Raw genomic sequence first — 22,848 nt, forward strand, 5'->3', positions numbered from 1 at the left:
CGGCCTTCGCCAAGGACGGCACGGTGACCGCCGGCAACGCCTCGGGCATCAACGACGGCGCCGCCGCGCTGGTGCTGATGAGGGCCGACAACGCCGCCAAGCGCGGTATCGAGCCGTTGGCGCGCATCGTGTCCTGGGCGACCGCCGGCGTCGATCCGGCGACTATGGGCACCGGTCCGATCCCGGCCTCCCGCCTGGCGCTGCAGAAGGCCGGCTGGAAGGTCGGGGACCTCGACCTGATCGAGGCGAACGAGGCGTTCGCCGCCCAGGCCCTGGCTGTCAACAAGGAGTTCGGCTGGGATCCGGTCAAGGTCAACGTCAACGGCGGCGCCATCGCGCTGGGTCACCCCATCGGAGCGTCCGGAGCGCGTGTGCTGACGACGTTGCTTTTCGAAATGCAACAACGGGATGCCAAACGCGGGTTGACCACGCTGTGCATCGGCGGCGGCATGGGCGTCGCTCTTTGCGTTCAACGCGACTGAGCGCAAGGCCACCACATTCCAGGTGAAAACCGGGGGAGGCGCCGCATCTCCCGGGTCCCCCCTGACCAACAACGATCTGCGGCCAGAGATGAGCCGCGGAGCGGGGGATCGGGCAACGACATCAGCTTGGCCAGGATACCCCAACCTTCTCGGGGCAACGTCGCAATGACGATCGCCCACCGCTAGGAACACTCTGTGGAACAGGCGTCGGATCGCCGCCGCCTCTTTGAACGGGAACTCCAATGTCTGCACATTCCATCGTCGCGAAACCATTCCCCGTCCCCGCGACTGCCGATCCGGCACCGAAACCGATCCCCAAACATGGGAACCCGGCTGTTGTAGGGCTTGCGGGATTTGGGCTGTCCACTTTGCTTCTGCAGTTCCATAATGTCGGCTGGGTCGGGATCGGTCCGGTCGTCTGGCTCGGCCTCGTCTTCGGCGGCGCCGCCCAGATGATCGCCGGTCTTCAAGAGATGAAAGCTGGCAACAACTTCGGGTACAGCGCCTTTACTTCGTACGGCTGCTTCTGGATCGCTCTCGGCTTGATGCAGATCGGCAATGCGACAGGTCTGTTCACAGTCACTGAAACGGATGTGGGGTGGTACCTGGTGGTCTGGACCCTCTACACCGCGGTCATGACCGTCGGAGCGTTGCGAATCAGCACCGTGCTTGGGTTGGTGTTCATCACGCTGCTGATCGGCTTCGTCCTGCTCGACCTCGCTCATTTCATGTCTCACACGTTCACCGTCCTTGCCGGCTACGAGTTGATGGTGTGTGCCGGGTTGGCGCTTTACGGAATGGCTCATGCGGTCTTTCTTGACGTCTTCGGCCGCGACGTCCTGCCAATGGGGAAACCCATCATCTCCTGACGGCGGCAGTATCGATCGTCTCAACCGCAGTCGTTGTAACGACTTCGGTTGAGACAGGTGGTTCTGGCTAACGCAGCGACCGATAACGTCTCTCACTACCGGTGCCACAGAACGGAACACGTGCCTGAGCTTTGAACAGGTCCGCCTTTCAAAGGTCAGCTTTGGGTCAGGACGAGCCGGGAAGTGCTCCCGTTTGCCGAGGGCACTCCCTCATAGCTCTTCAAATCTCGGTCTGCTCGGCCAATGCCAGAGCATCCTCGACCTCGATCCCCAGATAGCGGACCGTGCTCTCCAGCTTGGTGTGGCCGAGCAGGAGCTGGATGGCGCGCAGATTGCCGGTTCGCCGGTAGATCAGGGTCGCCTTCGTCCGGCGCATGGAATGCGTCCCGTAGGTCGCTGGGTCGAGACCTATCTCACCGACCCAGCGATCGACCAGTCGGGCATATTGACGCGTCGAGATCGGTCGATCCGGCCGCACACGGCTCGGGAACAGATAATCGCTGCTGCGGCCGCTCCTCAGCCGAATCCATCCGCCGACCGACTCCCGGGTCTGCTCGGTGATCTCGAACTGGACCGGATGGCCCGTCTTCTGCTGCACCACGGTCGCGCGGGAGCGCACCGAGCCGTTCAAGGCAACATCGCCAATCTTGAGGCGGACGAGATCGCACCCACGCAGCTTGCTGTCGATGGCCAGATCGAACATCGCGAGGTCGCGTGCCGCGTCCGCCAGTTGAAGGCGAATGCGGATCCCCCAGACATGCTTCGGCTTGAGCGGAGGTTTCGGTCCGATCAGGCGGCCTTTGTTCCACGGGACCCGACCGACCTGGGAGGCTTGGCTCATCCTTGGTCTCCTCGTGAACATGTGCCTCTCCGGTTCGGCGAGGCAGAGTCCACCAGCATCGGATGGAACCATTGAGGATCGGTGGAGGTGCCGGCCCACTGGCTGAGGTGCGCCAGGAGCCGAAGTTCGCTCTTGACCCAAAGCCGACGTACAGTCAGGTTCTGAATGGGCGCTCAGTTCGTTATTCGATGAGCACTCGCTTCTTTCCGCTCACGTTCCGGATTGGCCCGGCCCTCTTTGACGGTGCGGGTTCGGCCGGCGCAATGGAGGATGCCGTGTCCCGCGCGGCCAGAAGGTCCTCGAGGAGCGCTTCCACGCGGGGCATGTGGACGACACGTTGCTCGTAAGGGATTTCGATGCGCTGCGCCCGGAACGTCTCAAGGATCTGCATCCGTACGTCGTTGCGCACCGTCTGGATGATCTCGGTGTCCGCCAGGAAGAAGCGCAGCTCGAACTGCAGGGCACTCGCGCCGAAGTCGCGGAACGCGACCACCGGCGGGGGATCGCGCAGCACGTGCGGGTGCTCCTGAGCGATCCGCAGCAGGAGGTCGTGGACCAGGCGCGCGTCGGCATCGTACCCGACGCCGACCTTGATCTCCACCCGAGTCGTCCGGTCCAGCAGCGTCCAGTTGACCACGGCCTTGGAGATGAACTCCGAATTGGGGATGACCAGCGAAGCACCCTGGAAGGTCCGAACCTCGGTGGCGCGCACGCTGATGCGGCGCACCACGCCCTCGACTCCGTCCACCACCACCCAGTCGCCAACCTTGACCGGCCGCTCCACCAGCATGACCAGACCAGCGATGAAGTTGCCGACGATGTTCTGCAGGCCGAAGCCGATGCCGACCGACAGCGCACTGGCGATCATCGCGAGGTTCGACAGGTCGAGGCCGAGGATGCCCACCGCCACCAGCACGGCCAGCGTCGCGCCGAGATAGCCGACGCCGGTGCGGATCGAATTGCGCAGGCCGATGTCGAGGGACAGCCGGGCCAGGAACCATCCGTCCAAATGGCGCTGGAGGAAGCGCGTCGCGGCGGTCATGGTGGCGAGCGCCACGGCCGCCTTGAGGACGCTGGCCGGCGCGACGCGCACGCCGGCGATCACCACGCCGCCGAAGACGGTATCGGCGACGTCGGCCATCTCCGATACCGAAGTGCCTGTCAAGGGCAGCAGGGCCAGGGCGGCCACGACGAACAGCGCGCCGTCGATGACGACCCACCCAGCATGATTCAGATACCTCCTCCCCATCCCCGGTTCGGCGATCGTGTCGCCGACCTCCGCCAGCAGGCCGCCACGCCGCTCCAGCAGCGCGCACCACATCTCGCGCAGGACGCCGCGCACCGCGTGCAGGACGCCCGCGACGATGACGCCGGCCAGCATGAGCTTCGACGCGTAGACCGCGGCGGCCAGATAGCCGAGCGCCGCCGCGACCAGCGACAGCGCGGCGACGGCACCGACCGCCAGACGCACGCGCGGCCAAGCGGTTCGCCGGGCGTCGGGCTCCGCCTGCGGGGCGACCACCCACAGCCGGCCGGGCAGCACCGTCCACAGCGACGCAACGATCAGCGCCATCGTGGCGAGGCCGACGACGGAGCGCAGCTCGGGCGGCGTGAACATGCCTTCGGACAGGCTGATCCCGGTGCCGGCCACGGTCAGCCCGGTGGCGGCGACGGTGATCCGGCGCACCAGGGGGCGGGCGCGGTCTGGAGTAATGTCCGCCAGCTGCCATTCGGGATGGCCAGGCACCAGGGTGCCGCGGGCGACGCCCGTCGCCAGGAAGAACGCGACGATGCCGCCCGCGATGCTCGGCACCAGCGCGGACACCGGCCCCGCGTCGGGCACGTCGCGAAGCACGCCGAGCAGCGACGCCGTGACAGCGACGGTGGGTGCCACCGTCACCAGGGCGCCGGCCACCGCCTCGATCGCCATCCGCATCATCCGCTCGCGGTAGCGGGGCCTCTCCGGCCCCGGGCTATACCCGAAGCGGCGGCGCAGCAGCCGGCGCACCGGCAGGGCCAGCAGAGCCAGCACGGCGGCAATGGCCGCAAGCTTGGAGAGCCGCCCGCGCCAGCCGGGCTGGGCGATGACGGCGTCCACCGCGTGGCCGATGCGCTCCTGAACGTAGGCCGCCTGTTCCGGCACCTCGGCCCAGGTGGTGGGCGACAGTGGCATCGGGCTGCGCCTGCGGAGGTGCTCGGTCAGCCGCGTCATGCGCTGGTCGGCGGCCGTGCGCAGCAGGATGCCTGACCGGGTGAGGATCAGGTCGGCCTGCTTGCCGCGCCCTTCCACTTCGGCCATGGCGTCGGTCAGGCGTTTGCGCTCGGCGGCGACGGCTGCCGCCTCGGGCGCTTGGTCGCCGGCCGGGGGACTTCCGAGGGAGAGAAGCAGGGGGCGCATGCCGTCGCGGCCGCCGGCCGCCGCGGCGCCGGCCTCGCGCGCCTCCGCCTGCACGCGGGTCAGGTCGCGCCGCAGCGCCTCGTACGCGGCGGTGTCGAGATCGCCGGCCGCGATCCGCGTCGCGGCCTGGTTCAGCACCGCCTGCCATGCGGTGAAACGGGCTGTGAATTCGGCCGCCGGGCTGACGGCGGGGGCGGCTGCCGGGTCCTGGCCGAAGGCGGGAACCACGGCGGCGAGCAGGAGCCACCCGGCGGCGAGGCTCCCTAGGAGACGGCGGAATAGGGCGGCGGGCTCGGCCATGGCGGATTCCTCTTCTTCGGCGAAGGACGGCGGCGGACCGCAGGAGCCACGGCGCTACGCACCGAAAAGCCGTAGCCGCAGGTTGTCGAGATAGGGGGCCAATTCGTCCTCGGAGAGGTTTCCGAACGTGTGGTAGAGGTGCGGCGCCAGCCGGATGAACGCGGCGGCAAGGGTCGGATCGAAGTGCGTACCCTTGCCGGCTTCCAGGCAGTCCAGGGCATCCTCGAACGCCATGGCCCGCTTGTAGGGGCGCACCGAGACCAGGGCGTCAAAGACGTCGACGACGGCGAAGGCGCGGGCGATCAAGGGGATGTCCTCCCCCGTCAGCCGGTCGGGATAGCCAGTTCCGTCATAGCGCTCGTGGTGGTGACGGACGACCGGGATGGCGTAGTGGAACGCCGGCATCTGGCCGAGCAGCTGCGCGCCGAGGTCGCAATGCCGCCGTATCACCTCCCACTCCGCGCTGGACAGCGGTCCGGCCTTCAGCAGGATGCGGTCGGGGATGGCGATCTTGCCGAGGTCGTGCAGGTAGGCGCCGACCATCAGGTCGCGGACCGGCTGCGGGTCGAGGCCGATCGCGTCGCCGAGCAGGCCGGCGTACAGCGCCACCCTGAGGTTATGGTCCCCCGTGTCGTGGTCGCGCATGGCGATCGCTTTCCCGAGCACCTGGGCGATCTGGATGTTCTGTTCCAGCAGCGCGCGTTCGAACGCGCGCTGCTGTGCGTGAAGGGTCCTTGACGACATGGTGGCCTCCTCACGCCTCCAGCAGAACGGCCGCGTCCGGCTGAGATGGATGCCCGTCCGCGTGCGGCCGCTCGATCCGGAACCAAGCGACGTAGAGCGCCGGGAGGAACACCAGGGTCAGCAGCGTCGCCACCGCCAAGCCACCGATGATGGCGTAGGCCATCGGCCCCCAGAACACCGTCGGCGCGATGGGGATCATGCCGAGGATCGCCGCCGCCGCGGTGAGCAGGATCGGACGGAAGCGGTGGGTGGTCGCCGCCACCACCGCGTCCCACGGGTGGAGCCCGTCCGCCTTCTCGGTCTCGATCTGGTCGATGAGGATCACCGAGTTGCGCGCGATCATGCCGGTCAGCGCCAGCACGCCCAGGATCGCCACGAAGCCGAGCGGCTTGCCTGAGGCGAGCAGCGCCGCGACGACGCCGATGACGCCCAGCGGTGCCACGCTGAGGACGAGGAACAGGCGGTTGAAGCCCTGCAACTGGACCATCAGGATCGTCAGCATCAGCAGGAGCATCACCGGCACCACGGCGATCACCGACGCCTGCGACTTGCCGCTCTCCTCCGCGTTGCCACCGAGGTCCACGTGGTAGCCCGCCGGCAGGCCGACGTTCAGCGCAGCGACCTTCGGCGCCAGCGCCTCCACCACGGTGGCGGGCTGGGTGCCCGGGGCGACGTCGGCCTGCACGGTCAGCGTCGGCTTGCGGTCGCGGCGCCAGATGAACGGCAGCTCCTGCCCGTACTCGACCGAGGCGAACTGGCTCAAGGGAACGGTCTTCCCGTTGGGCAGGGGCACCTGAAGCGTCCGGATGGTCGCCGGCGACACGCGCTGCTCGGCGGACGCACGGGTCAGCACATCGACCAGATAGATGTCGTCACGCATCTGGGTGACGGTGACGCCGGTCACCACCGCGTTGAGGGTTTGGGCCAGATCCTGGGAGCTGAGCCCCAGCAGACGGGCCTGGTCCTGGTCGACGCGGAGCTGCATGGTGCGCGCCGGTTCGAGCCAGTTGTAGTTGACCTTCTGGACGGCTGTGTCCGAGGCCATGAGCTGGGCGACGCGCAACGCGATCTCCCGCACCGCTTCGGGCTCCGGCCCGCTCACCCGGTACTGCAGCGGCCAGCCCACCGGCGGGCCGAGTTCCAGCGGATAGACGCGCCCGACGACGCTCGGGAAGTCGGTCTCCAGCGCCTGCTCCAGCCGTGCCTTCACGCGGTCGCGCACGTCCGCGCCCTTGGTCACCACCACGGCCTGGGAGAAGAAGTCGTTCGGAAGCTGCACGTCCATCGGCAGATAGAAGCGCACGGCGCCGCGGCCGACGTAGGTGCTCCAGCGCTCCACGTCCGGATCCCTGGCCAGGAAGCCGTCCAGGCGGGCCGACAGGTCCCGCGTCGCCTCGATCGAGGCGTTCTGCGGCAGCTTCAGGTCCACCAGCAGCTCGGGCCGGTCGGAGGCCGGGAAGAACTGCTGCGGGACGAAGCGCATGCCGTACAGCGACGCCCCGAACACTGCCAGTGTCACCGCGATGGTGGCCCAGCGGGCGCGCATCGCACGGTCGAGGACGCGGTGGAACAGGCGCATGAGACGGCCGCCCTCCTCGTCATGCACCGTCTTGGGCTTCTTCAGGATCCAGACGCCCAGCAGCGGGGAGAACAGCACCGCCACGAACCAGGACGCGATCAGGGCGATGGCGACGACGGCGAAGATTGAGAAGGTGTACTCGCCCGCGGAGCTGCGCGCGAAGCCGATGGGCACGAAGCCGGCGACCGTTACCAGCGTGCCGGTGAGCATCGGGAAGGCGGTCGAGGTGTAGGCGAAGGTGGCGGCGCGCTCCTTGCTGTCGCCGCGCTCCAGCCGGGTGACCATGGTTTCCACCGTAATCATCGCGTCGTCGACGAGCAGGCCGAGCGCGATGATGAGGGCGCCCAGCGACACGCGCTGCAGGTCGATCCCGAAGATCTCCATCGCCACGAAGACGATGCCCAGGACCAGCGGGATGGACAGCGCCACCACGGCGCCCGCCCGCGTGCCGAGGCTGATGAAGCTGACCGCCAGAACGATGGCGATGGCCTCCCACAGCGCCTCCATGAACTCGTCTACGGCATGCTCCACGGTGGCGGGCTGTTCGGCCACCAGTGTCGCCTCGATGCCGACTGGCAGGTCCTTCACGATCTCGGCCATGGCGTGCTCGACGTTGTGGCCCAGCGCCAGCACGTCGCCGCCGTCGCGCATGGCAATCGCCAGCCCGATCGCCTCCTGCCCGTTGACGCGGAACACCGGCTGTGGCGGATCCGACGGGCCGCGGTTGACCCGCGCGATGTCGCCGAGGCGGATGATCCGGCCGTTGGCGACGAAGTTGACGGCCAGCACGTCCTGTTCGGAGCGGAACGCGCCTGTGACGCGGATCAGGATCTTCTCGTCGCCGGTCTGGATCACGCCGGACGGCGTGACGGCGTTCTGCGCCTGCAAGGCGCCGACGAGCGCGGCGCGATCGATGCCGAGGCCGGCCAGCTGCTCGGTCGAGAACTCGACGTAGATGCGCTCGTCCTGGGCGCCAAGGACCTCGATCTTCGAGACGTCCGGCACCTGGAGCAGCCGGGAGCGCACATCGTCTACATAGTCCTTCAGCTCGCGGTGCGAGAACCCGCTGGCGGTGAAGCCGTAGACGATGCCATAGGTGTCGCCGAACTCGTCGTTGAAGCCCGGCCCAACGATGCCCTGCGGCAGGGTAGCGCGGATGTCGCCGACCTTCTTGCGCACCTGGTACCAGACGTCCGGCACCTTGGCGGCGGGCGTCGAGCCCTTGAGGTTGACGAAGATCGTCGACTGCCCAGCGGTCGTGTAGCTGCGCAGGTAGTCGAGGCCGGGCGTCTCCTGGAGCTTACGCTCCAGTCGCTCGGTGACCTGCTTGAGGGTGTCGTTGATCGTGGCGCCCGGCCACTGCGCCTGCACGACCATGGTCTTGATCGTGAAGGTGGGGTCCTCGTTGCGCCCGAGCTTGAGGTAGGACGCGACGCCGGCGGCCATGAGCACCAGCATCATGTAGGCGATGAGCGAGCGGTGCCCGATCGCCCATTCGGACAGGTTGAGGCTCTTCACGACGCACCTCCCAGCAGGCGCACCTTCTGGCCGGGCCGCAGCGCCTGCACGCCGGCCGTGACCACCACGTCGCCCGTAGCCAAGCCCTGCGCGACCACCACGCTCGCCGGGTCGTGCCGGGCGATGTCGATGGTACGCAGGGACACGGTCTGCGTTTGCGGATCGAACACCCACACCACCGGGCGTCCGTTCATTTCCGTGAGCGCGCTGGCCGGCACCTCGACGCCCGCCGGCGGGGTCAGGCGGATGCGGCCGGAAACGGTGGCGCCAAGTCGCATCGCCTCGGGCGGGTCGATCAGGCCGACCTTGACCTGGTAGGTCCGCGTGGTGGGATCGGCCTGCGGGGCCACCTCGCGGACGCGGCCGGTCGCCTTCACCTTGGGATCGTCGGTCAGCGCGATCTCGACGACCGGATCGCGCGGCGCCGTGCGGATGAGCTGGGACGGCACGTCGAACACGGCGTCGCGCCCGCCCTGGCGGGCGACCTGCACGATCATCTGCCCGGCCCGTACGACCTCGCCGGGCTCGGCGCCGGTGGCGGTGACCGTGCCGGCGGCGTCCGCCTGGAGGTCCGTGTAGCTCAGCTGCTCCTGCGCGTTGCGGAGCTGCGCCCGGGTGGAATCGACCTGGGCCTCTGCGGATTGCAGGGCCTGTTGCGCCTGATCGAAGCGCGCCTGCGTCGTCCAGCCGTTCTTGAGCAGGTCCTGCTGTCGCCGGAAGTCGTTGCGGGCTTGGGTGAGCTGCGCCTGCGCGGCCGACAGGCCGGCCTGCGCCTGACGCACGGAATTCTGCTGGATCTGCGGGTCGAGCCGACCGATGACCTGCCCCGGCTGGACCACATCGCCGACGTTGATGCGCCGCTCCACGAGGCGGCCGTCCAGTCGGAAGGCGAAGCTGACGTTTTCCTGCGCCCGGATATGGCCGGTGAGGGAAACGGGTTCGCCCTCCGCGGTGCGTTCGACGGTGATCGCGCGCACCGGCCGGATGGCCGGTTCGGACGGGGCGTGCTCCTGGCAGCCCGCGAGCGCAATGGCGAGGGCTTGGAAGAGGACGCCGGCGATGGCGATCCGGGATGTGCGCATCGTCACGACTCCTGCACAGGAGAAAGCTTCGGAAGGGCAGCGCGCGCCGGAGCCGCCGTGGCGCCGCGGAACAGCGCGTCGAGACGGGCAAGCCGCTGGCGCCGCGCCGGAACGTCGGTGCCGTCGGCGTCGGCGACCCGCGTCACCATCGCGAACAGCGCCTCGCGGTCGGCCCGGTCGGCGGGCAGCATGCCGGCGATCGCCGCGACCGCCCGCTCCTCGTCGAGCAGCAGCTGGAAGAGCTGCTCGCGCAGCATCGCCTTGAAGGCGTCCAGCGTCTGCGGCTCCGGGTCCTGGGCGCGCAGGCGCTGGATCATCGCGAAGGTGCGCTCGTCGGCGCTCGCCGTCGCGCCGAGGATATAGAGGATGGCGCGGGCCACCGCCTCGCGCGGGCCGCCCTCGGCGACACGGCGGCGCAGGTCGGCGATGCGCTCGTGCACGAAGCGCTCGTGCTCGGGATCCGCACCGGGCCGGCGCGTCGCCGTGCCCTCCGAGCCCCGCAGACCGAGCGCGGCCTGCACCGCCTCCGACCCGTAGAGCGCGAAGAACAGTGTCTCGACCGCGTGGTCGCGCCCGTCGCGCCAAGCGTTCAGCAGCGTCTCCATCATTCCCGACAGCCGCTCCTGCGCGAGCAGGAACGGGTTGTCCGGTGAGCACGGCCGGCGCTCCCCGCGCACCGCTTCGGCGACGCCGGCGAGCACCCCGGCCCCAGGGGTCTGGTCGCTCAGCGCCTCGTAGGGCAGGCGCGCCGGGTGCAGAGCGCGCAGAGCCTCCGCCACCGGCGCCAGGGTCATCAGGCGCACCCAGGGCTGCACGAAGCTGCGGTAGAGGCCGAGGTTGATCTCCGACAGGCGCGCCGCCGCCGCGAAGGCGCGGTCGTCCTCGGCGCTGTTGCCGCCGAGCGCGCGGATGTCGTCCAGGGTGCGCTCCTCGAAGGAAACGATGTAGGCACCCAGCGCGGGGTCGGCGCCCTCCGGGCGCGGCCGGAACACCGCCTCGTAGAGGCCCGGCGGCAGGCAGTCGATGAAGTCGATGTTCTGCACGAACTCGGCGTATTCCTTGCGGGCCACCGCGCCGGAGACGAAGATGCCCAAGTGCCCGGCGTTGGCGTGCACGCTGTAGACGATGGTCTGGCCGTGCGCGCGGATGTCGCGGACGTCGGCGTAGAGGTCGAGGATCCAGCCCAGAGCCTGCTGCGGCGGGGTGATGTTATCGCCCTCGGAGCAGAAGCAGAGGATCGGCGAGCGGATGTTGCGCAGGTCCACCACCTCGCCCGCGCGGGTGCGGATCCGGGCGCTCGACAGGCGGTTGCCGACGAACAGGTTGTCGACGATCCACTGCATCTCCTCGGCGTTCAGCAGGACGTGGCCGCCCCACCAGCGCTCGAACTCCAGGTAGCGCGTCTCCTCGTCGTCGACGTTGGCGTAGAGTCCGTAGGGCTTGGACCACAGCGTGTTGGCCGGGTTCATGTTCTCGAAGTTCTGGACCAACCACGCCCCATCGAACACCCCGCCGCCGAGGTCGCCGGTCAGCGCCGTCAGCGCGCTGCCGCCGAGCAGGCCGCCCGAGTAGCGCATGGGGTTGCGCCCGTGCACGCCGGCCCAGTAGGACAGCGGCGACCCGGCCACCAGGATCGGCCCGAACAGCTCCGGCCGCAGCGCCGCCAGCATCAGCACCGCCCAGCCGGCCTGGCAATTGCCGATGACGAAGGGCTTACCCTCGGCCTGTGGGTGACAGGCGATCACCGTCTCCAGGAACAGCGCCTCGGCCGCAGCCACGTCCTCGATGGTCTGGCCGGGCACCGGGACGGGCAGGAAGCCGACGAAGTAGCAGGGATGGCCAGCGTTCAGCGCCATGCCGATCTCGCTGTCGGCCTTGAAGCCGGCGATGCCCGGCCCGTGGCCGGCGCGCGGATCGACGACCACGACCGGTCGAGCGCGCGGGTCGGTCGCTGGCGCGCCCTCGGGCGGCGCGATGCGCACCAGCCCGTAGTTGACCGGCCGCGCCAGCGTGCGGCCGTCGATCAGGACCTCGCCATCGAAGCGCAGCACGTGCGGCGCCTCCTTGCCGGTGTGCTCGCGGTACTGGTTGCCGCGCCGGCGCAGGACGTCCCAGAGCAGGACCGTGCGCTGCGCGGCGTCCAGAAGATAATCGGCGGCGTCCTGCCAGGGGCGCAGCGGCGCCTCCGGGAGCGACGGGATCCCCTCGGCGGGAGACAGCTGCGGAAGCGGGTGAGCGTTCGACATGGCCTGCACCAATTCCCTGATTGGGTTCGGGGTGCCCGGGTGCGTGCCTTGGCGGGCACCCGGGCGTCGTGGGGGTCCGGAGTGATGTGCAGAAAGGGGTACGGACGCGGGCGGTGCCGTCAGGGTCGAAGGTCGCTGCGGAACACCAAGCGGTTCATGTACCGTACTGTACGGTATGATTATGAGGCGCGCGAGTCAACCTAAATCGTACCGCACGGTCTAAAAAAGACTGGTTGAAGGTCAGCGGGCCACGGCCTGCTAGACGCTGCGTGTGCCGGTGGGGGAGCACAGCGCCGGGACGGTGGCGGCGGCGGGTGGTGAGTTTTTGCTTTATCAAACCGTACGGTACGGTATAATATCGGCGTCGGCCCACGGCCAAGCATGTCCGTGCCGTTCAGCCTACCCCCGAGGATCCCCATGCGCAGGAAGACCGAAGCCAAGCGAGACGCCATCCTCGACGCCGCCACCCAGGAGTTCACCGAGCGCGGCTACGACGGCGCGTCGATGTCCGCCATTGTGGCCCGCATCGGCGGGTCGAAGCAGACGCTCTACGGCTACTTTCCGTCGAAGGACGACCTGTTCGTCGAGGTGATGATGCGCGTCGTCGAGCGGCAGGTGGCCGCCTCCTATGCGGAGATGAAGGCAGGACCCGACGTGGCGGAGTCGCTGCGGCGCTACGGCGTGCACTATCTGAAGGTCCGGCAGTCGCCGGACCTCGTCGGCCTAGTGCGTCTGGCCTATGGCGAATCCGGCCGCTCGGACATCGGCCGCCTGCTGTACCGCGACGGCCGGATGAAGGGGGTGGAGGACATCGCCACCTTCCTGGCGACGGCGATGAAGGAAGGCGCGCTGCGCGAGGCGGACCCGAAGATCGCCGCGCTGCACTACGTCGCGCTGCTCGACGCGGAGCTGGCCGAACCGGTGACGATGCGGGTCCGCGAGCCGGCGTCCGACGCTGAGGTCGCCGAGGTCGTCGGCCGGGCGGTCGACGTCTTCCTTGCCGCCTATGGCCGACGGGACGGTGACCCGGGATGACGGCGCCTCCAGCCGGGGTCGCGGTCATCGACGGGCTGACCGCCTGCCCCGAATGCGACCGGATGCACGTCCGCCTCCCCGTGCGGCCGGGGGAGAAGGCCGCGTGCGTCCGCTGCGGCACCGTCCTGTACCAAGCACCGCGCTGGCGGCCGGACGAGGTGCTGGCGGTGGTGGTGGCCGCGCTGATCGCCTTCGCCCTCGCCAACGCCTTTCCGATCCTGGAGCTGCGCGTGCAGGGCATCGCCAGCACCGCCACCCTGCTGGGCAGCGTCGTCACCTTGTGGCGGGAGGGCCGGGAGCTGGTGGCGGCGACGGTCTTCGCCACGACGTGGCTGGCCCCGCTGTTCGACCTGCTGGCCATGGCCGCCCTGCTGCTGGCGGCGCTGCGCGGCCGGCGCCCCGCCTTCTTCGCGCCGCTGCTGCGCCTGCTTCAGGCCGTCCGCCCCTGGGGGATGATCGAGGTGCTGATGCTCGGGGTGCTGGTGTCCCTGGCCAAGCTGTCGCATTTGGCCCAGGTGGTGCCGGGGGTGGCGCTGTGGGCCTTCATCGCCCTGACCGTCCTGCTGGCGGCGGTGCTGTCCTATGACGTGCGCGGGCTGTGGCGGCTGGCCGGCGACGTGGGAGGCGCGCTATGACCACGATCACCACCACTGCCCTGGCCGCAGGCCTGTGGGCCTGTCCGGATTGCCGGACGCTGTGCCGGGCGGGCGTGGGCGCCGGCGCGACCGTCCGCTGCCCGCGCTGCGGCGCTCCCACTCGTGCGCGCAAGGCCGACAGCCTATCCCGCACCTGGGCCCTGCTGATCGCCGCCGCCATCCTCTACGTCCCCGCCAACCTGCTGCCGGTGATGCAGACCTCCAGCCTGCTGGGCTCGTCGCGCGACACCATCATCAGCGGGGTGGTCTATTTCTGGACCTCGGGCTCGCGCGGCCTCGCCGTGCTGATCTTCACCGTCAGCGTCGCCGTGCCGCTGGTCAAGCTGGCCTCGCTTGCCGTTCTGGCCCACAGCGCCGGCCGCGGCACCGCCGACCCGCACCGCCTGGGCCAGTTGTACCGGGCGGTGGAACTGGCCGGCCGCTGGTCGATGCTGGACGTCTTCGTTATCGCGCTGATGGTCGGCATGGTGCGCTTCCGCTCGCTGGCCGTCATCGAGGCCGGACCCGGCGCCGCGGCCTTCGGCGCGGTCGTCATCCTCAGCATGCTGGCCGCTGCCAGCTTCGACCCGCGCCTTCTGTGGGACGCGGGTGGGGAGACTCCCCATGACCAGTGACACCCTCGTCCATCCCCGCATCGCCCCTGCCCGGCGCGGCCGACCGTCCCTGGTCTGGGCCGTTCCCCTCATCGCCGCCCTGATCGGCCTGTCGCTGGTCGTGCAGGCGCTGTGGCAGCGCGGCCCGACCATCACCGTGACCTTCGCCTCGGCCGAGGGGATCGAGCCGAGCAAGACCAAGGTGAAGCACAAGAACGTCGACATCGGCGACGTGACCGGCGTCACGCTGAGCGCCGATCGGGCGCGGGTGGTGGCGACCATCGAGTTGGTCAAGGACGCCGCCCCCTTCGCCGTCGCGGGCAGCCGGTTCTGGGTGGTGCGCCCGCGTCTGGCCGGCTCCGGCGTGTCCGGGCTGGGCACCCTGCTGTCGGGGGCATACATCGGCGTCGATGCCGGCCGCGGCGGCGAGCGGCGCACGGAGTTCGTCGGCGAGGAAGACCCGCCGGTGGTGCCGTCCGACGTGCCGGGCCGCCGTTTCGTCCTGCACGCGCAGGACGTCGGGTCGCTGGACATGGGATCGCCGGTCTTCTTCCGCCGCATCGAGGTCGGGCATGTGGAAAGCTTGGCGTTGGATCCGGACGGCCACCGGATCACGCTGGGGATCTTCGTCAAGGCGCCCTACGACCGCTTCGTCACGGCCGGCAGCCGCTTCTGGCACGCCAGCGGCGTCGACCTGCGCATGGACGCGGCGGGGCTGAAACTGGAAACCCAGTCGCTGGCGTCCATCCTGCTGGGCGGGGTGGCCTTCGAAAGCCCGGCCTCCGCCGTCCCGGCCGAGGTCGCGGCGGAAGGGGCGCACTTCACCCTCGCCGCCGACCACGGCGAAGCGCTGAAGGCCCCGGACGGCGCGCCCGAGACCGTGCTCCTGCTCTTCCGGCAGAGCATCCGCGGCCTGTCGGTCGGTGCGCCGGTGGACTTCCGCGGCGTCGAGATCGGCCGCGTGCGCTCGCTGGGTGTGCAGTACGATCCCGCCAGCGGCGATTTCACCGCGCCGGTGCTGGTCGACGTCTTTCCGCAGCGGCTTGGGAACGTCAGCGACAGCTTCCCCGACGACGCGCCGCGGGAGCGCCGCCTCGCCGTGCTGGCCGATCTGGTGCGGCGCGGCCTGCGGGCCCAGCTGCGCTCCGGCAACCTGCTGACCGGGCAGCTCTACGTCGCCCTGGACGTCTTCCCCCAGGCCGCCGCCGTCGCTTTTGACCCGGGCCGCACACCGGTGGAACTGCCGACCGTCCCTGGCGACCTCCAGGAAATGCAGCAGCAGGTGCAGAGCATCCTGCGCAAGCTGGACGGGCTGCCGATCGACACCCTCGGCCAGGACGCGCACCGGACGATGATGGCGCTGGAAACCGCCCTGAGGCAGGTGGGCGGCCTCGCCCAACGGGCCGACCGCGACACCCTGCCGGAGATCCGCCACACGCTCCGGGACCTGCGCCAGACCCTTGAACCCCTCCAACTCAACTTGGCCGGGGACTCGCCGCTGCTACAGGAGGTCCGTCAGGCCCTGCGCGGCGTGGCCGAGGCCGTCCGCTCCATCAAGGCCCTAGCCGACGGCCTGGACCGCAGCCCCGAAGCCCTGCTGCGGGGAAGAAAGGAATCCAAGCCATGACGCGCGCCGCTCTCCGCACGCCGCTGTGCGCCCTGTGCCTGGCCCTGCTCGCCGGGTGCGGCAGTTCGCCGCCCGTGCATCATTACGCCCTGGCCCGGCCGGAGGCCGGGGGTCCGGTGTCGGGCAGCGCCCGCGTGCTGGTGGAGATCCTGCCCGTTGCCGTGCCGGAAGGGTTGGTGCGGAGCAACCTGGTGCTCACCGACGGCCAGGGGTGGGTCAGCGTCCTGGAGTCGGAACGCTGGCTGGCTCCCATCGCCGACGATCTGCGGCAGATCGTGGCCGACGGCCTGTGGCGGACGGCGTGGGCCGCCGACAGCTATCAGGCGCCGGTGCCCGGCCCGTCGACCGCGCTGCCGCAGTACCGCTTGGCTCTCCGGCTGGACCGGTTCGATGCGTTTTCCGGCTGGACGGCCACGGTGGCCGGTTCCTGGACCCTGCGCCGCCTGCCCAACGGTCCGGTGCACGGCTGCCGGTGGGAGGGGCGCCAGCCGGTCGACGGCCCGGACGTGGCGGCCGCCGCGACGGCGCTGTCCGACGCCAGCCGCCGGCTGGCCGGGCGGATCGGCGACAGCCTGCGGCGCGCGCTGGCCGCGCAAGCCGACGTGTGCCCGGAGGAGGATGAGTCCCGATGAGCAGCGGCGAATGCGCGCGCTCCCGTGCGCGGAGATCCAAGACCGAACGCATCCTGGCCGCGTCGGAGCACCTGTTCCTGGAACTCGGCTACGCGGCGACCTCCATGAACCTGGTGGCGCATCGGGCGGGCGTCTCGAAGACGACGCTCTACACGCGCTACAAGTCGAAGGAAGACCTCTTCGCAGCCACAATTCAGGCGGTGTGCACGCGGTATGGCGCCGACGTCCCCCTCGACGCGCTGGCCGATCTGCCGCTGGAAGAAGCGCTATTCCAGGCCGGCCGGCGTTTCGTGGACCTGCTGTGGTCGCCGGAAGCGATCAGGACCCGCCAATCGGCGGTGAGCGAAGCAGCGCGCATGCCGGGCGTGGGCAGGCTGTACCTCCGTGCCGGGCCGGAGCGGATCGTGTCGGGCTTCGCTACTCTGTTCGAGAGGATTGCCCAGCGCGATTCCGCCGGCGTCGTCGATCCGGTCTTCGCGGCCAGGCAATTCCTGGCGGCGCTGCTCGGCGATGACTATTACGCCCTGGAACTCGGCCTGTCCAACCACCCCTCCGTGGGGGAGCGCGATGCTTTCACCCGGCGGGCGGTGGCGCTGTTCGTGCGGGGCATCCACAATGGCACGGCATGAGTGTTTTGTTCAGCGTATCTTCATACCCTCCCTGCGATGGCCGCTTCTGGCAGGTTCCTCGACTTCCACTCCTGGCGCGAAGCGGACGGTCTCACCCTCCTGGAAGGCCCCTGGAACGGGCGACAGCCGCCGGGCCAATAGGAGTGTGGTGAAAGGGGAAATTTCCCGGGTGAACGCAGGGCCCTTGCTGCGATGGGAGCTCTTGCCCACTATTATGCTGGGGCTGCGCGGGTAGAGGGGCTTGCCCCGTCCCGGTCGAAATCCCGACAGCGCTGTAACGGGGCACGCGGCGGCGGCAGGCCGTAGGTCGTTGACCAGCAGCTTCGCCCCCTGATAGGAGGTGCCATGGCGGACGAGCCTGTGGCGGTGCTCGCTGGCGACAGCATCGGTGACCGGATCGCGCGGATTGCGTGCCGCGCGGCCGATGTCCGAATAATCGAGGCTGAGCTGGCCCTGGGGCGCAGCATGGGCGACGGAGTGCTTCCGTCGGAACGGGTCGCCGTCGTCGAAGCGAAGCTTGCGAAGGCTCGCGTGGACTTGGCCGAAGCTGTGACCGAACTGAACGCCGCCTTCGGCGTCCCGATCGCCCGCACACCCTCCCTCGTGCTCAACACCACGCCACGGGCGGCTCGGCTCCTTGCGGAAGCCGTCCAACTCTATGCCGCACAGAAGCGGCGCGATGCGGCTGTGAGTTTCGATGACGATTTGGAAGCCGAAGCATTGGAAGACGCGGCCCTCCTGCAAGCTCTCGCCGACGAACTGCAACCGCCACGAGACGCCAAGGAACCGTGATCGGCCGCAATCTCCGCCCGGACGTCAGCCGCGGCCGAGCCGCATTTGCGTCTCAAGGCAGCTGTGGAAGGCGCCGCAGACCCCACACCGCTTTTTCGGGTGTCCTGCTGTCCGCGAAGAGATCTGCATGCTTGGCGGAGAACTTCACGCGCGCGGTAGGCCTTGCTGAAGCACTTGCCGTTTCACCTCGTCCTGGCGGTCGGGGACGGGAGGGCGCTTGGGGAAGCGGAGCGCTTCCATGGTTCCAGCCTTGTTCGTCCTGACGATTCCCACAGACTGCAGATCGAGCTGATCCAAGGCATTGAGCAAATCTGTTAGTTCATCGTCATCGCTACTCACAACAATCCATAGATTGTGGAAATATGATGCGGTGAGAGCCAATTGTGCAAGGAATATAGAAAACTGGCTTGGCTTTTTAATGGATTGCCCCTGAACGAACTCAAAGCCATCGACCTTTTCAATTCCATGGCCCTTCACATTTACCGATACCGCATCCACATCAATGTACTTAAACTTATACTTTTTGTAATAAAGCTCAGCATTGTTGTCGCCAGCCAAACGCGGCAGTTCTCTCTCCAGAGAATCAAAAGCTTGCCGATGCCATTCCGCTAAATGTCTGTGGCTGGTACGGCTCAAACCTCCATACGGCGGATCAGTAACGAAGTAATCATACTGCTCACGCAGCTTGCGGCTCGAAACGTCACTCGTTGCGACCTCCCTTAGAAGCTCCAGTCCTTTTGGTGGATCGACATCGTAGGCGCGTTTAGCAATCTCGACCTTGGAAAACGGAAGTGTATCGAGCTGGGGAGTGCTGCCGCACGCCGGGTCAAGGACGGTCGATCCCGCGATCTCTTTTGCGCGCTCGTCCAGGAACGCCTTGGTAACAAGCATTCTTTGGACCATGCCGGAGGTGTATCCCGCCTTCTCGGCCAGGTCCCGCTTTGACTCGGCGAGGCTGGTGTGCCGGCTCCGAAACTCCGGGTGGGCCAAGGCCTGAGCCACGAGATCGGCCACCCGCGTCCATGGCAGGTCCTTGCTCCGTGCGTCTTTGAGCTCGTCCAGGATCTGGTCGAGGGGCGTTGAGGGATCAGGCTGCATCGTTCGGGAGCTTAATCGGTGGATTTGGGGCAACACAAGAGGCGGCATTGACAACCCTGCTGCGTTGATGCAGAAAATGCATCACCGATGCAGAATGAGTAAGGCTGATGCCCGACCTCTCCATGAGCGGCACTCGCGCGCGCCGTGTCATCACGCGCAGCGTACACCGCGTGAAAGGGCGGTTTCCCAGCCTCAAGATGGGGCGGACGATCCATTGGGAATCCCAGTTGGAGCGCGATCTCATCTATCTCCTGGAGTTCGATCCGGACGTTCAGGCGTACCGCGAGCAGCCGACCACCTTGAGCCTGGTCGTCGACGGCAAGTCGCGGCGTTACACGCCCGACTTCCTGGTGCAAAAGCCTCACGGCTTCTATGTGGTGGAGGTCAAGCCGGCCGAGAAGGCTCGCCAACCGGAATACGTCGCTCTGTTCGCTGCGGCCACCACGTCGCTGCAGGCGATGGCGGCCGGATTCCAGATTCTCACCGAGGTCGACATCCGCGCGCAGCCGCGCCTCGACAACATCCGGCTGCTGCTCCGCTACCAGCGCGTGGACGTTCCCGAGCGCGTGTGGCCGGCCATCGCCGGGCTGCTCGCCGACGGCGGCAAACCCGCGGGCGTCATCTGCGATGCGCTTGCCGACGTCGGTGTCGACATGGCGACGCTCGCCGCACTGACCTGTCGGCACCGCCTGCACGCCGACCTCAACGCCCCCTTCGACACCGGCAGCCTGCTCTGCCTCAGCATGGAGATCTGACATGGCAACCGCGTATCTCCGTCGCGGCACGGTCGTCGTCTGGGACGAGCGCTCGTACGTGCTGGCAGGACGGACGTCCACAGGTTTGCTGCGCTTTGAGGAGGAGGAGACCGGCGACTATCGCACCTGCACGGTCGAGGAACTCGCCACTGCCTGCGCCGCCGCGACGGCCCGCGTAGTGGCGGCGAACGGAAACAGTGCACTTCCAGAGGAACTGCGCCGCAGGCTGGCCACCAGCGTGGCGTCCTTATCCGAAGCGGCCCAGAAGGCCATGGCTCGCAAGCAGGCCTACGTGGCGGCGGCTGAAAGGATGCCGGAAGCCAAGAGACGGTCCGATATGGCCGCCGTGATCACGGAGGTGGCGGCGGAACTTGGTGATCAAGCCCCGCCTGGGGTCTCGACCGTCTATCGCTGGCTCAAGGACTACAGGACCGCTGGTGGCAATCCGCGTTCGCTGGTCCCAGCCACGGAGCGTCGCGGCAACCGTTCCCGCCGGTTCCCTCCGGTGGTGCTCGACATCATGACGGCGGTCATCAACGAGCGCTATCTGAAGCTGGAGCAGCCGTCTGCGCGGGAAACCTACTTCGCCGTCATCAATCGGGTCACCCGCCACAACGCGCAACTGCCCGCGGCCGAGCACGTCACGGTCCCGAAGCTCAAGGCCTTCTACCGAGAACTCAACAACATGGATCCCTATGACCGTGCGGTCGGCCGCAAGGGGCAGCGGGCGGCGGACCTGGAATTCAAGATCGTCGGCCCTGGCCCGCGCACCTCCCGCCCCCTGGAGCGCGTCGAGTGCGACCATACGAAGCTCGACCTGTTCGTAATCGACGAGCGGACGGAAGCGCCGATTGGCCGGCCGTGGCTCACCATCCTGATCGATCACTACTCGCGGATGCCCGTCGGTTACTATCTCGGCTTCATCGTGCCAAGCTTTGCCAGCGTGCTGCTGGCTCTGCGCAACGCGGTCCTGCCGAAAACCTGGCTGAAGGAGCGCTTTCCAGACATCGAGGGGAACTGGCCGTGCTACGGCGTCCCCGACATGATCGTCGTCGACAACGGCCGGGAGTTCCACTCCCGCCACTTCGAAACCGCCTGCCTCGCCCTCGGCATTGAGATCCAGCACGCAGTGGTCCGTTGCCCCTGGTACAAGGGAGCCGTCGAGCGCTTCTTCGGGAACGTGAATCGCACTCTGCTAGGGGGACAGCCTGGCCGCACCTTTCCACCGTACATCCGGCCAGAGGACTACGATCCCCGGAAGAACGCGGTGATCACGCTGGCCGAACTCGACAGACTGCTCTGCCAGTGGATCGTCGAAGATTATGGCATGAAGCTCCACACAGGGACCGGAATACAACCACGGCATCGCTGGGATGAGGGCTTCAAGCGATGGACGCCGCGTCTCATTGGCGATCGGGACGATCTCGACGTCATGCTGGCCTGCTCCGAGCGCCGCATCATTGGCAACCGCGGCATCGAGATGGCCCGCCTGCACTATCGGTCCGAGCCGTTGCAGAACCTGCGGCGGCGTCTGCCGAAAGGGCAGGCGGTAGAATTCCGTTACAACCCGAACAACCTGCTCGAGATCCAGGTCCAGGATCCGGAAACGAGCAGCTTCTTCGCGGTTCCGCTCAGCCCTGAGGAGCAGGATTACGCTACCAACCTCGGCCTCTGGGCACACCGGGCCATTGTCCGGCACGCGCGGGCTACGGAGGAGGGGCGGATCGACATCGTCGCCCTTGCCCGGTCCAAGGAAAAGCTCATCGCCATGGTTGCCGCTATCCAAGAAAAGCGCACGCGCACCGGCGCGAGGATGAAGGCGGCACGCTTCCTCGAGGACATCGGCCGGCCGGCCATGGACTCCGGAGGCGCATGGGCCGAAGCCGACCAAGTGGCGCCGTCCTGGTCGCAGCTCGAAGCGCCGCCAGTGCTGCCCCCGCCCAACGAGGACGAGGACTGGGGCGTCGATTTCTAGACGCCTCAGGGTCGAACCATCTGAGCTAACGGACAGTGGGGGAAAACATGCCTGACGCTGGAGGAACCCCGGCGGAACCCGAGGGCCGCAAACCGGCCGCCGAACTGACACCGGATCAGAGGCACGCACTGGTGGAGAAGCTCATCCTCCACCACCCACGTTTCAAGGAGCTGATGAGCCGGTTCGAGGAGTGCCGCCTGTCCAAGAACGTGGCGGCCGAACCGGAGTGCATGCTTCTGCTCGGCCCCTCCGGTGCCGGCAAGTCCACGCTGATGAAGCAGTACCTGCGTCGGCATCCCCGCTCGCTTGAGGAGCACGGCACCGTCATTCCTGCACTGGAGGTCACCATCCCGGTGCCGGCGACGGTGAAGAACGTGGCCACCCGGCTGCTGCACGGCCTTGGCGACCCTTTGGCCGACCGGGGGACGCTCGACAACAAAACCATGCGGCTCTACCGGTATCTCGCGACCTGCCGCGCGCAGCTTCTGCTTCTCGACGAATTCCAGCACCTCATCGACCGGGACAGCGACCGCGTGCTGGCCACGGTGTCGGACTGGTTGAAGAACCTCATCACCGAGACCGGAGTGCCGGTGGTCCTCATCGGGCTTCCGAAGTCGCGCAACGTGCTCGATGCGAACGAGCAGCTGAAGCGCCGTTTCAGCGCTCAGACCACCCTGTTGCCGTTCAGCTGGAGCACGGACGAAAGCCGCCGGGAGTTCTGCAAGCTGCTGGACACCATCGACCGGTCGCTGCCCTTTCCTGCTCCCTCCGGCCTTGCCGCGATGGGAGACCGGTTCTACGCCGCGTCGCAGGGGCTGATCGCTCACGTGATGAAGGTGATCCGCGGCGCCGCACATGAGGCGATCGACCAAGAGCTGGATCGAATCGAGCGCCGCCTGCTGGCGAAAGCATACGCCGAGCGGATCCTCGGCGAGGCCGGCGCTCCCAACCCGTTCCTCGACGGTTGGGGCGGCAAGGTGGTGTGAAAGGAGCAACG

At 68.1% G+C, this 22,848-nt stretch carries 18 protein-coding genes and 1 pseudogene; 12 read left to right on the forward strand and 7 right to left on the reverse strand.

Annotated features, from left to right (window positions below):
- Together TSO221_RS06945 and TSO221_RS06950 are read left to right on the forward strand one after the other, a co-directional pair.
- A pseudogene (locus TSO221_RS06945) lies at positions 1-482 on the forward strand (acetyl-CoA C-acetyltransferase); the annotation flags it as partial.
- A gap of 242 nt (positions 483-724) precedes the next feature.
- Entirely contained in the window at positions 725-1,351 is a 627-nt protein-coding gene (locus TSO221_RS06950) for a GPR1/FUN34/YaaH family transporter (RefSeq protein ID WP_109117755.1), read from the forward strand.
- A gap of 220 nt (positions 1,352-1,571) precedes the next feature.
- Here TSO221_RS06950 and TSO221_RS06955 read toward each other — a convergent pair whose 3' ends face one another.
- The 6 genes from TSO221_RS06955 to TSO221_RS06980 form a co-directional block, all read right to left on the reverse strand.
- On the reverse strand, positions 1,572-2,192 hold the full coding sequence (locus TSO221_RS06955; protein ID WP_109117756.1) for a tyrosine-type recombinase/integrase: 621 nt from the start codon (positions 2,190-2,192) through the stop codon (positions 1,572-1,574).
- Between the two features lie 181 nt (positions 2,193-2,373).
- Positions 2,374-4,890 carry a DUF3772 domain-containing protein gene (locus TSO221_RS06960; RefSeq protein WP_247877944.1) on the reverse strand — a complete coding sequence of 839 codons (2,517 nt, stop codon included), beginning with the start codon at positions 4,888-4,890 and terminating at the stop codon, positions 2,374-2,376.
- A 54-nt stretch (positions 4,891-4,944) separates the two neighbouring features.
- Positions 4,945-5,634 carry an HD domain-containing phosphohydrolase gene (locus TSO221_RS06965; protein ID WP_109117757.1) on the reverse strand — a complete coding sequence of 230 codons (690 nt, stop codon included), beginning with the start codon at positions 5,632-5,634 and terminating at the stop codon, positions 4,945-4,947.
- 10 nt (positions 5,635-5,644) lie between these two features.
- Positions 5,645-8,674, reverse strand: a complete 3,030-nt coding sequence (locus tag TSO221_RS06970) for an efflux RND transporter permease subunit (protein WP_247877946.1) — start codon at positions 8,672-8,674, stop codon at positions 5,645-5,647.
- Between the two features lie 53 nt (positions 8,675-8,727).
- A complete protein-coding gene (locus tag TSO221_RS06975; protein ID WP_109117759.1) occupies positions 8,728-9,813 on the reverse strand; it encodes an efflux RND transporter periplasmic adaptor subunit in 1,086 nt (361 codons plus the stop codon).
- 2 nt (positions 9,814-9,815) lie between these two features.
- Positions 9,816-12,059: a DUF3141 domain-containing protein gene (locus tag TSO221_RS06980; protein ID WP_109117760.1), complete on the reverse strand. Its 2,244-nt coding sequence runs from the start codon at positions 12,057-12,059 to the stop codon at positions 9,816-9,818.
- 417 nt (positions 12,060-12,476) lie between these two features.
- On the opposite strand from TSO221_RS06980, the gene TSO221_RS06985 reads away from it, so the two are divergent.
- The 7 genes from TSO221_RS06985 to TSO221_RS07015 all read left to right on the forward strand — a co-directional run bounded on the left by TSO221_RS06985 (position 12,477) and on the right by TSO221_RS07015 (position 18,023).
- Positions 12,477-13,094: a TetR/AcrR family transcriptional regulator gene (locus TSO221_RS06985; RefSeq protein ID WP_158284016.1), complete on the forward strand. Its 618-nt coding sequence runs from the start codon at positions 12,477-12,479 to the stop codon at positions 13,092-13,094.
- Positions 13,091-13,729 (forward strand): paraquat-inducible protein A, encoded by a 639-nt coding sequence (locus tag TSO221_RS06990; RefSeq protein ID WP_109117762.1) that lies wholly within the window; start codon positions 13,091-13,093, stop codon positions 13,727-13,729. The genes TSO221_RS06985 and TSO221_RS06990 overlap by 4 nt, the downstream gene beginning before the upstream one ends.
- Positions 13,726-14,364, forward strand: a complete 639-nt coding sequence (locus TSO221_RS06995; RefSeq protein ID WP_109117763.1) for a paraquat-inducible protein A — start codon at positions 13,726-13,728, stop codon at positions 14,362-14,364. Before TSO221_RS06990 ends, TSO221_RS06995 begins: the two co-directional genes overlap by 4 nt.
- Positions 14,354-15,970, forward strand: coding sequence for an MlaD family protein (locus TSO221_RS07000; protein ID WP_109117764.1), 1,617 nt, complete (start codon positions 14,354-14,356; stop codon positions 15,968-15,970). The genes TSO221_RS06995 and TSO221_RS07000 overlap by 11 nt, the downstream gene beginning before the upstream one ends.
- Positions 15,967-16,602 (forward strand): PqiC family protein, encoded by a 636-nt coding sequence (locus TSO221_RS07005; RefSeq protein WP_109117765.1) that lies wholly within the window; start codon positions 15,967-15,969, stop codon positions 16,600-16,602. The genes TSO221_RS07000 and TSO221_RS07005 overlap by 4 nt, the downstream gene beginning before the upstream one ends.
- On the forward strand, positions 16,599-17,231 hold the full coding sequence (locus tag TSO221_RS07010) for a TetR/AcrR family transcriptional regulator (RefSeq protein WP_109117766.1): 633 nt from the start codon (positions 16,599-16,601) through the stop codon (positions 17,229-17,231). Before TSO221_RS07005 ends, TSO221_RS07010 begins: the two co-directional genes overlap by 4 nt.
- A gap of 345 nt (positions 17,232-17,576) precedes the next feature.
- On the forward strand, positions 17,577-18,023 hold the full coding sequence (locus TSO221_RS07015) for a hypothetical protein (protein WP_109117767.1): 447 nt from the start codon (positions 17,577-17,579) through the stop codon (positions 18,021-18,023).
- A gap of 144 nt (positions 18,024-18,167) precedes the next feature.
- Here the strand turns inward: TSO221_RS07015 and TSO221_RS34880 are convergent, their stop codons facing one another.
- The gene (locus TSO221_RS34880; RefSeq protein WP_146208730.1) at positions 18,168-19,121 is read right to left on the reverse strand and encodes a hypothetical protein; all 954 of its coding nucleotides are present in this window, start codon (positions 19,119-19,121) and stop codon (positions 18,168-18,170) included.
- 107 nt (positions 19,122-19,228) lie between these two features.
- Between TSO221_RS34880 and TSO221_RS07020 the strand changes: the two genes are divergently transcribed.
- From TSO221_RS07020 to TSO221_RS07030, 3 genes are read left to right on the forward strand one after another with little or no spacing between them, the layout of a single operon-like run.
- The gene (locus tag TSO221_RS07020) at positions 19,229-19,876 is read left to right on the forward strand and encodes a TnsA endonuclease N-terminal domain-containing protein (RefSeq protein WP_109117768.1); all 648 of its coding nucleotides are present in this window, start codon (positions 19,229-19,231) and stop codon (positions 19,874-19,876) included.
- Position 19,877: 1 nt separating this feature from the next.
- Positions 19,878-21,851 (forward strand): Mu transposase C-terminal domain-containing protein, encoded by a 1,974-nt coding sequence (locus TSO221_RS07025; protein WP_109117769.1) that lies wholly within the window; start codon positions 19,878-19,880, stop codon positions 21,849-21,851.
- 47 nt (positions 21,852-21,898) lie between these two features.
- Complete coding sequence (locus tag TSO221_RS07030) at positions 21,899-22,837, forward strand: TniB family NTP-binding protein (RefSeq protein WP_109117770.1); 939 nt, start codon at positions 21,899-21,901, stop codon at positions 22,835-22,837.
- The last annotated feature ends 11 nt before the right edge of the window (positions 22,838-22,848 follow it).

Source organism: Azospirillum sp. TSO22-1, from assembly GCF_003116015.1.
In the GTDB taxonomy this organism is placed as follows: domain Bacteria; phylum Pseudomonadota; class Alphaproteobacteria; order Azospirillales; family Azospirillaceae; genus Azospirillum.

Coding starts and splice junctions, on each gene's coding strand:
- TSO221_RS06950 (WP_109117755.1), top strand. CDS start 725: ATGTCTGCACATTCCATCGTCGCGAAACCATTCCCCGTCCCCGCGACT.
- TSO221_RS06955 (WP_109117756.1), bottom strand. CDS start 2,192: ATGAGCCAAGCCTCCCAGGTCGGTCGGGTCCCGTGGAACAAAGGCCGC.
- TSO221_RS06960 (WP_247877944.1), bottom strand. CDS start 4,890: ATGGCCGAGCCCGCCGCCCTATTCCGCCGTCTCCTAGGGAGCCTCGCC.
- TSO221_RS06965 (WP_109117757.1), bottom strand. CDS start 5,634: ATGTCGTCAAGGACCCTTCACGCACAGCAGCGCGCGTTCGAACGCGCG.
- TSO221_RS06970 (WP_247877946.1), bottom strand. CDS start 8,674: ATGATGCTGGTGCTCATGGCCGCCGGCGTCGCGTCCTACCTCAAGCTC.
- TSO221_RS06975 (WP_109117759.1), bottom strand. CDS start 9,813: ATGCGCACATCCCGGATCGCCATCGCCGGCGTCCTCTTCCAAGCCCTC.
- TSO221_RS06980 (WP_109117760.1), bottom strand. CDS start 12,059: ATGTCGAACGCTCACCCGCTTCCGCAGCTGTCTCCCGCCGAGGGGATC.
- TSO221_RS06985 (WP_158284016.1), top strand. CDS start 12,477: ATGCGCAGGAAGACCGAAGCCAAGCGAGACGCCATCCTCGACGCCGCC.
- TSO221_RS06990 (WP_109117762.1), top strand. CDS start 13,091: ATGACGGCGCCTCCAGCCGGGGTCGCGGTCATCGACGGGCTGACCGCC.
- TSO221_RS06995 (WP_109117763.1), top strand. CDS start 13,726: ATGACCACGATCACCACCACTGCCCTGGCCGCAGGCCTGTGGGCCTGT.
- TSO221_RS07000 (WP_109117764.1), top strand. CDS start 14,354: ATGACCAGTGACACCCTCGTCCATCCCCGCATCGCCCCTGCCCGGCGC.
- TSO221_RS07005 (WP_109117765.1), top strand. CDS start 15,967: ATGACGCGCGCCGCTCTCCGCACGCCGCTGTGCGCCCTGTGCCTGGCC.
- TSO221_RS07010 (WP_109117766.1), top strand. CDS start 16,599: ATGAGCAGCGGCGAATGCGCGCGCTCCCGTGCGCGGAGATCCAAGACC.
- TSO221_RS07015 (WP_109117767.1), top strand. CDS start 17,577: ATGGCGGACGAGCCTGTGGCGGTGCTCGCTGGCGACAGCATCGGTGAC.
- TSO221_RS34880 (WP_146208730.1), bottom strand. CDS start 19,121: ATGCAGCCTGATCCCTCAACGCCCCTCGACCAGATCCTGGACGAGCTC.
- TSO221_RS07020 (WP_109117768.1), top strand. CDS start 19,229: ATGCCCGACCTCTCCATGAGCGGCACTCGCGCGCGCCGTGTCATCACG.
- TSO221_RS07025 (WP_109117769.1), top strand. CDS start 19,878: ATGGCAACCGCGTATCTCCGTCGCGGCACGGTCGTCGTCTGGGACGAG.
- TSO221_RS07030 (WP_109117770.1), top strand. CDS start 21,899: ATGCCTGACGCTGGAGGAACCCCGGCGGAACCCGAGGGCCGCAAACCG.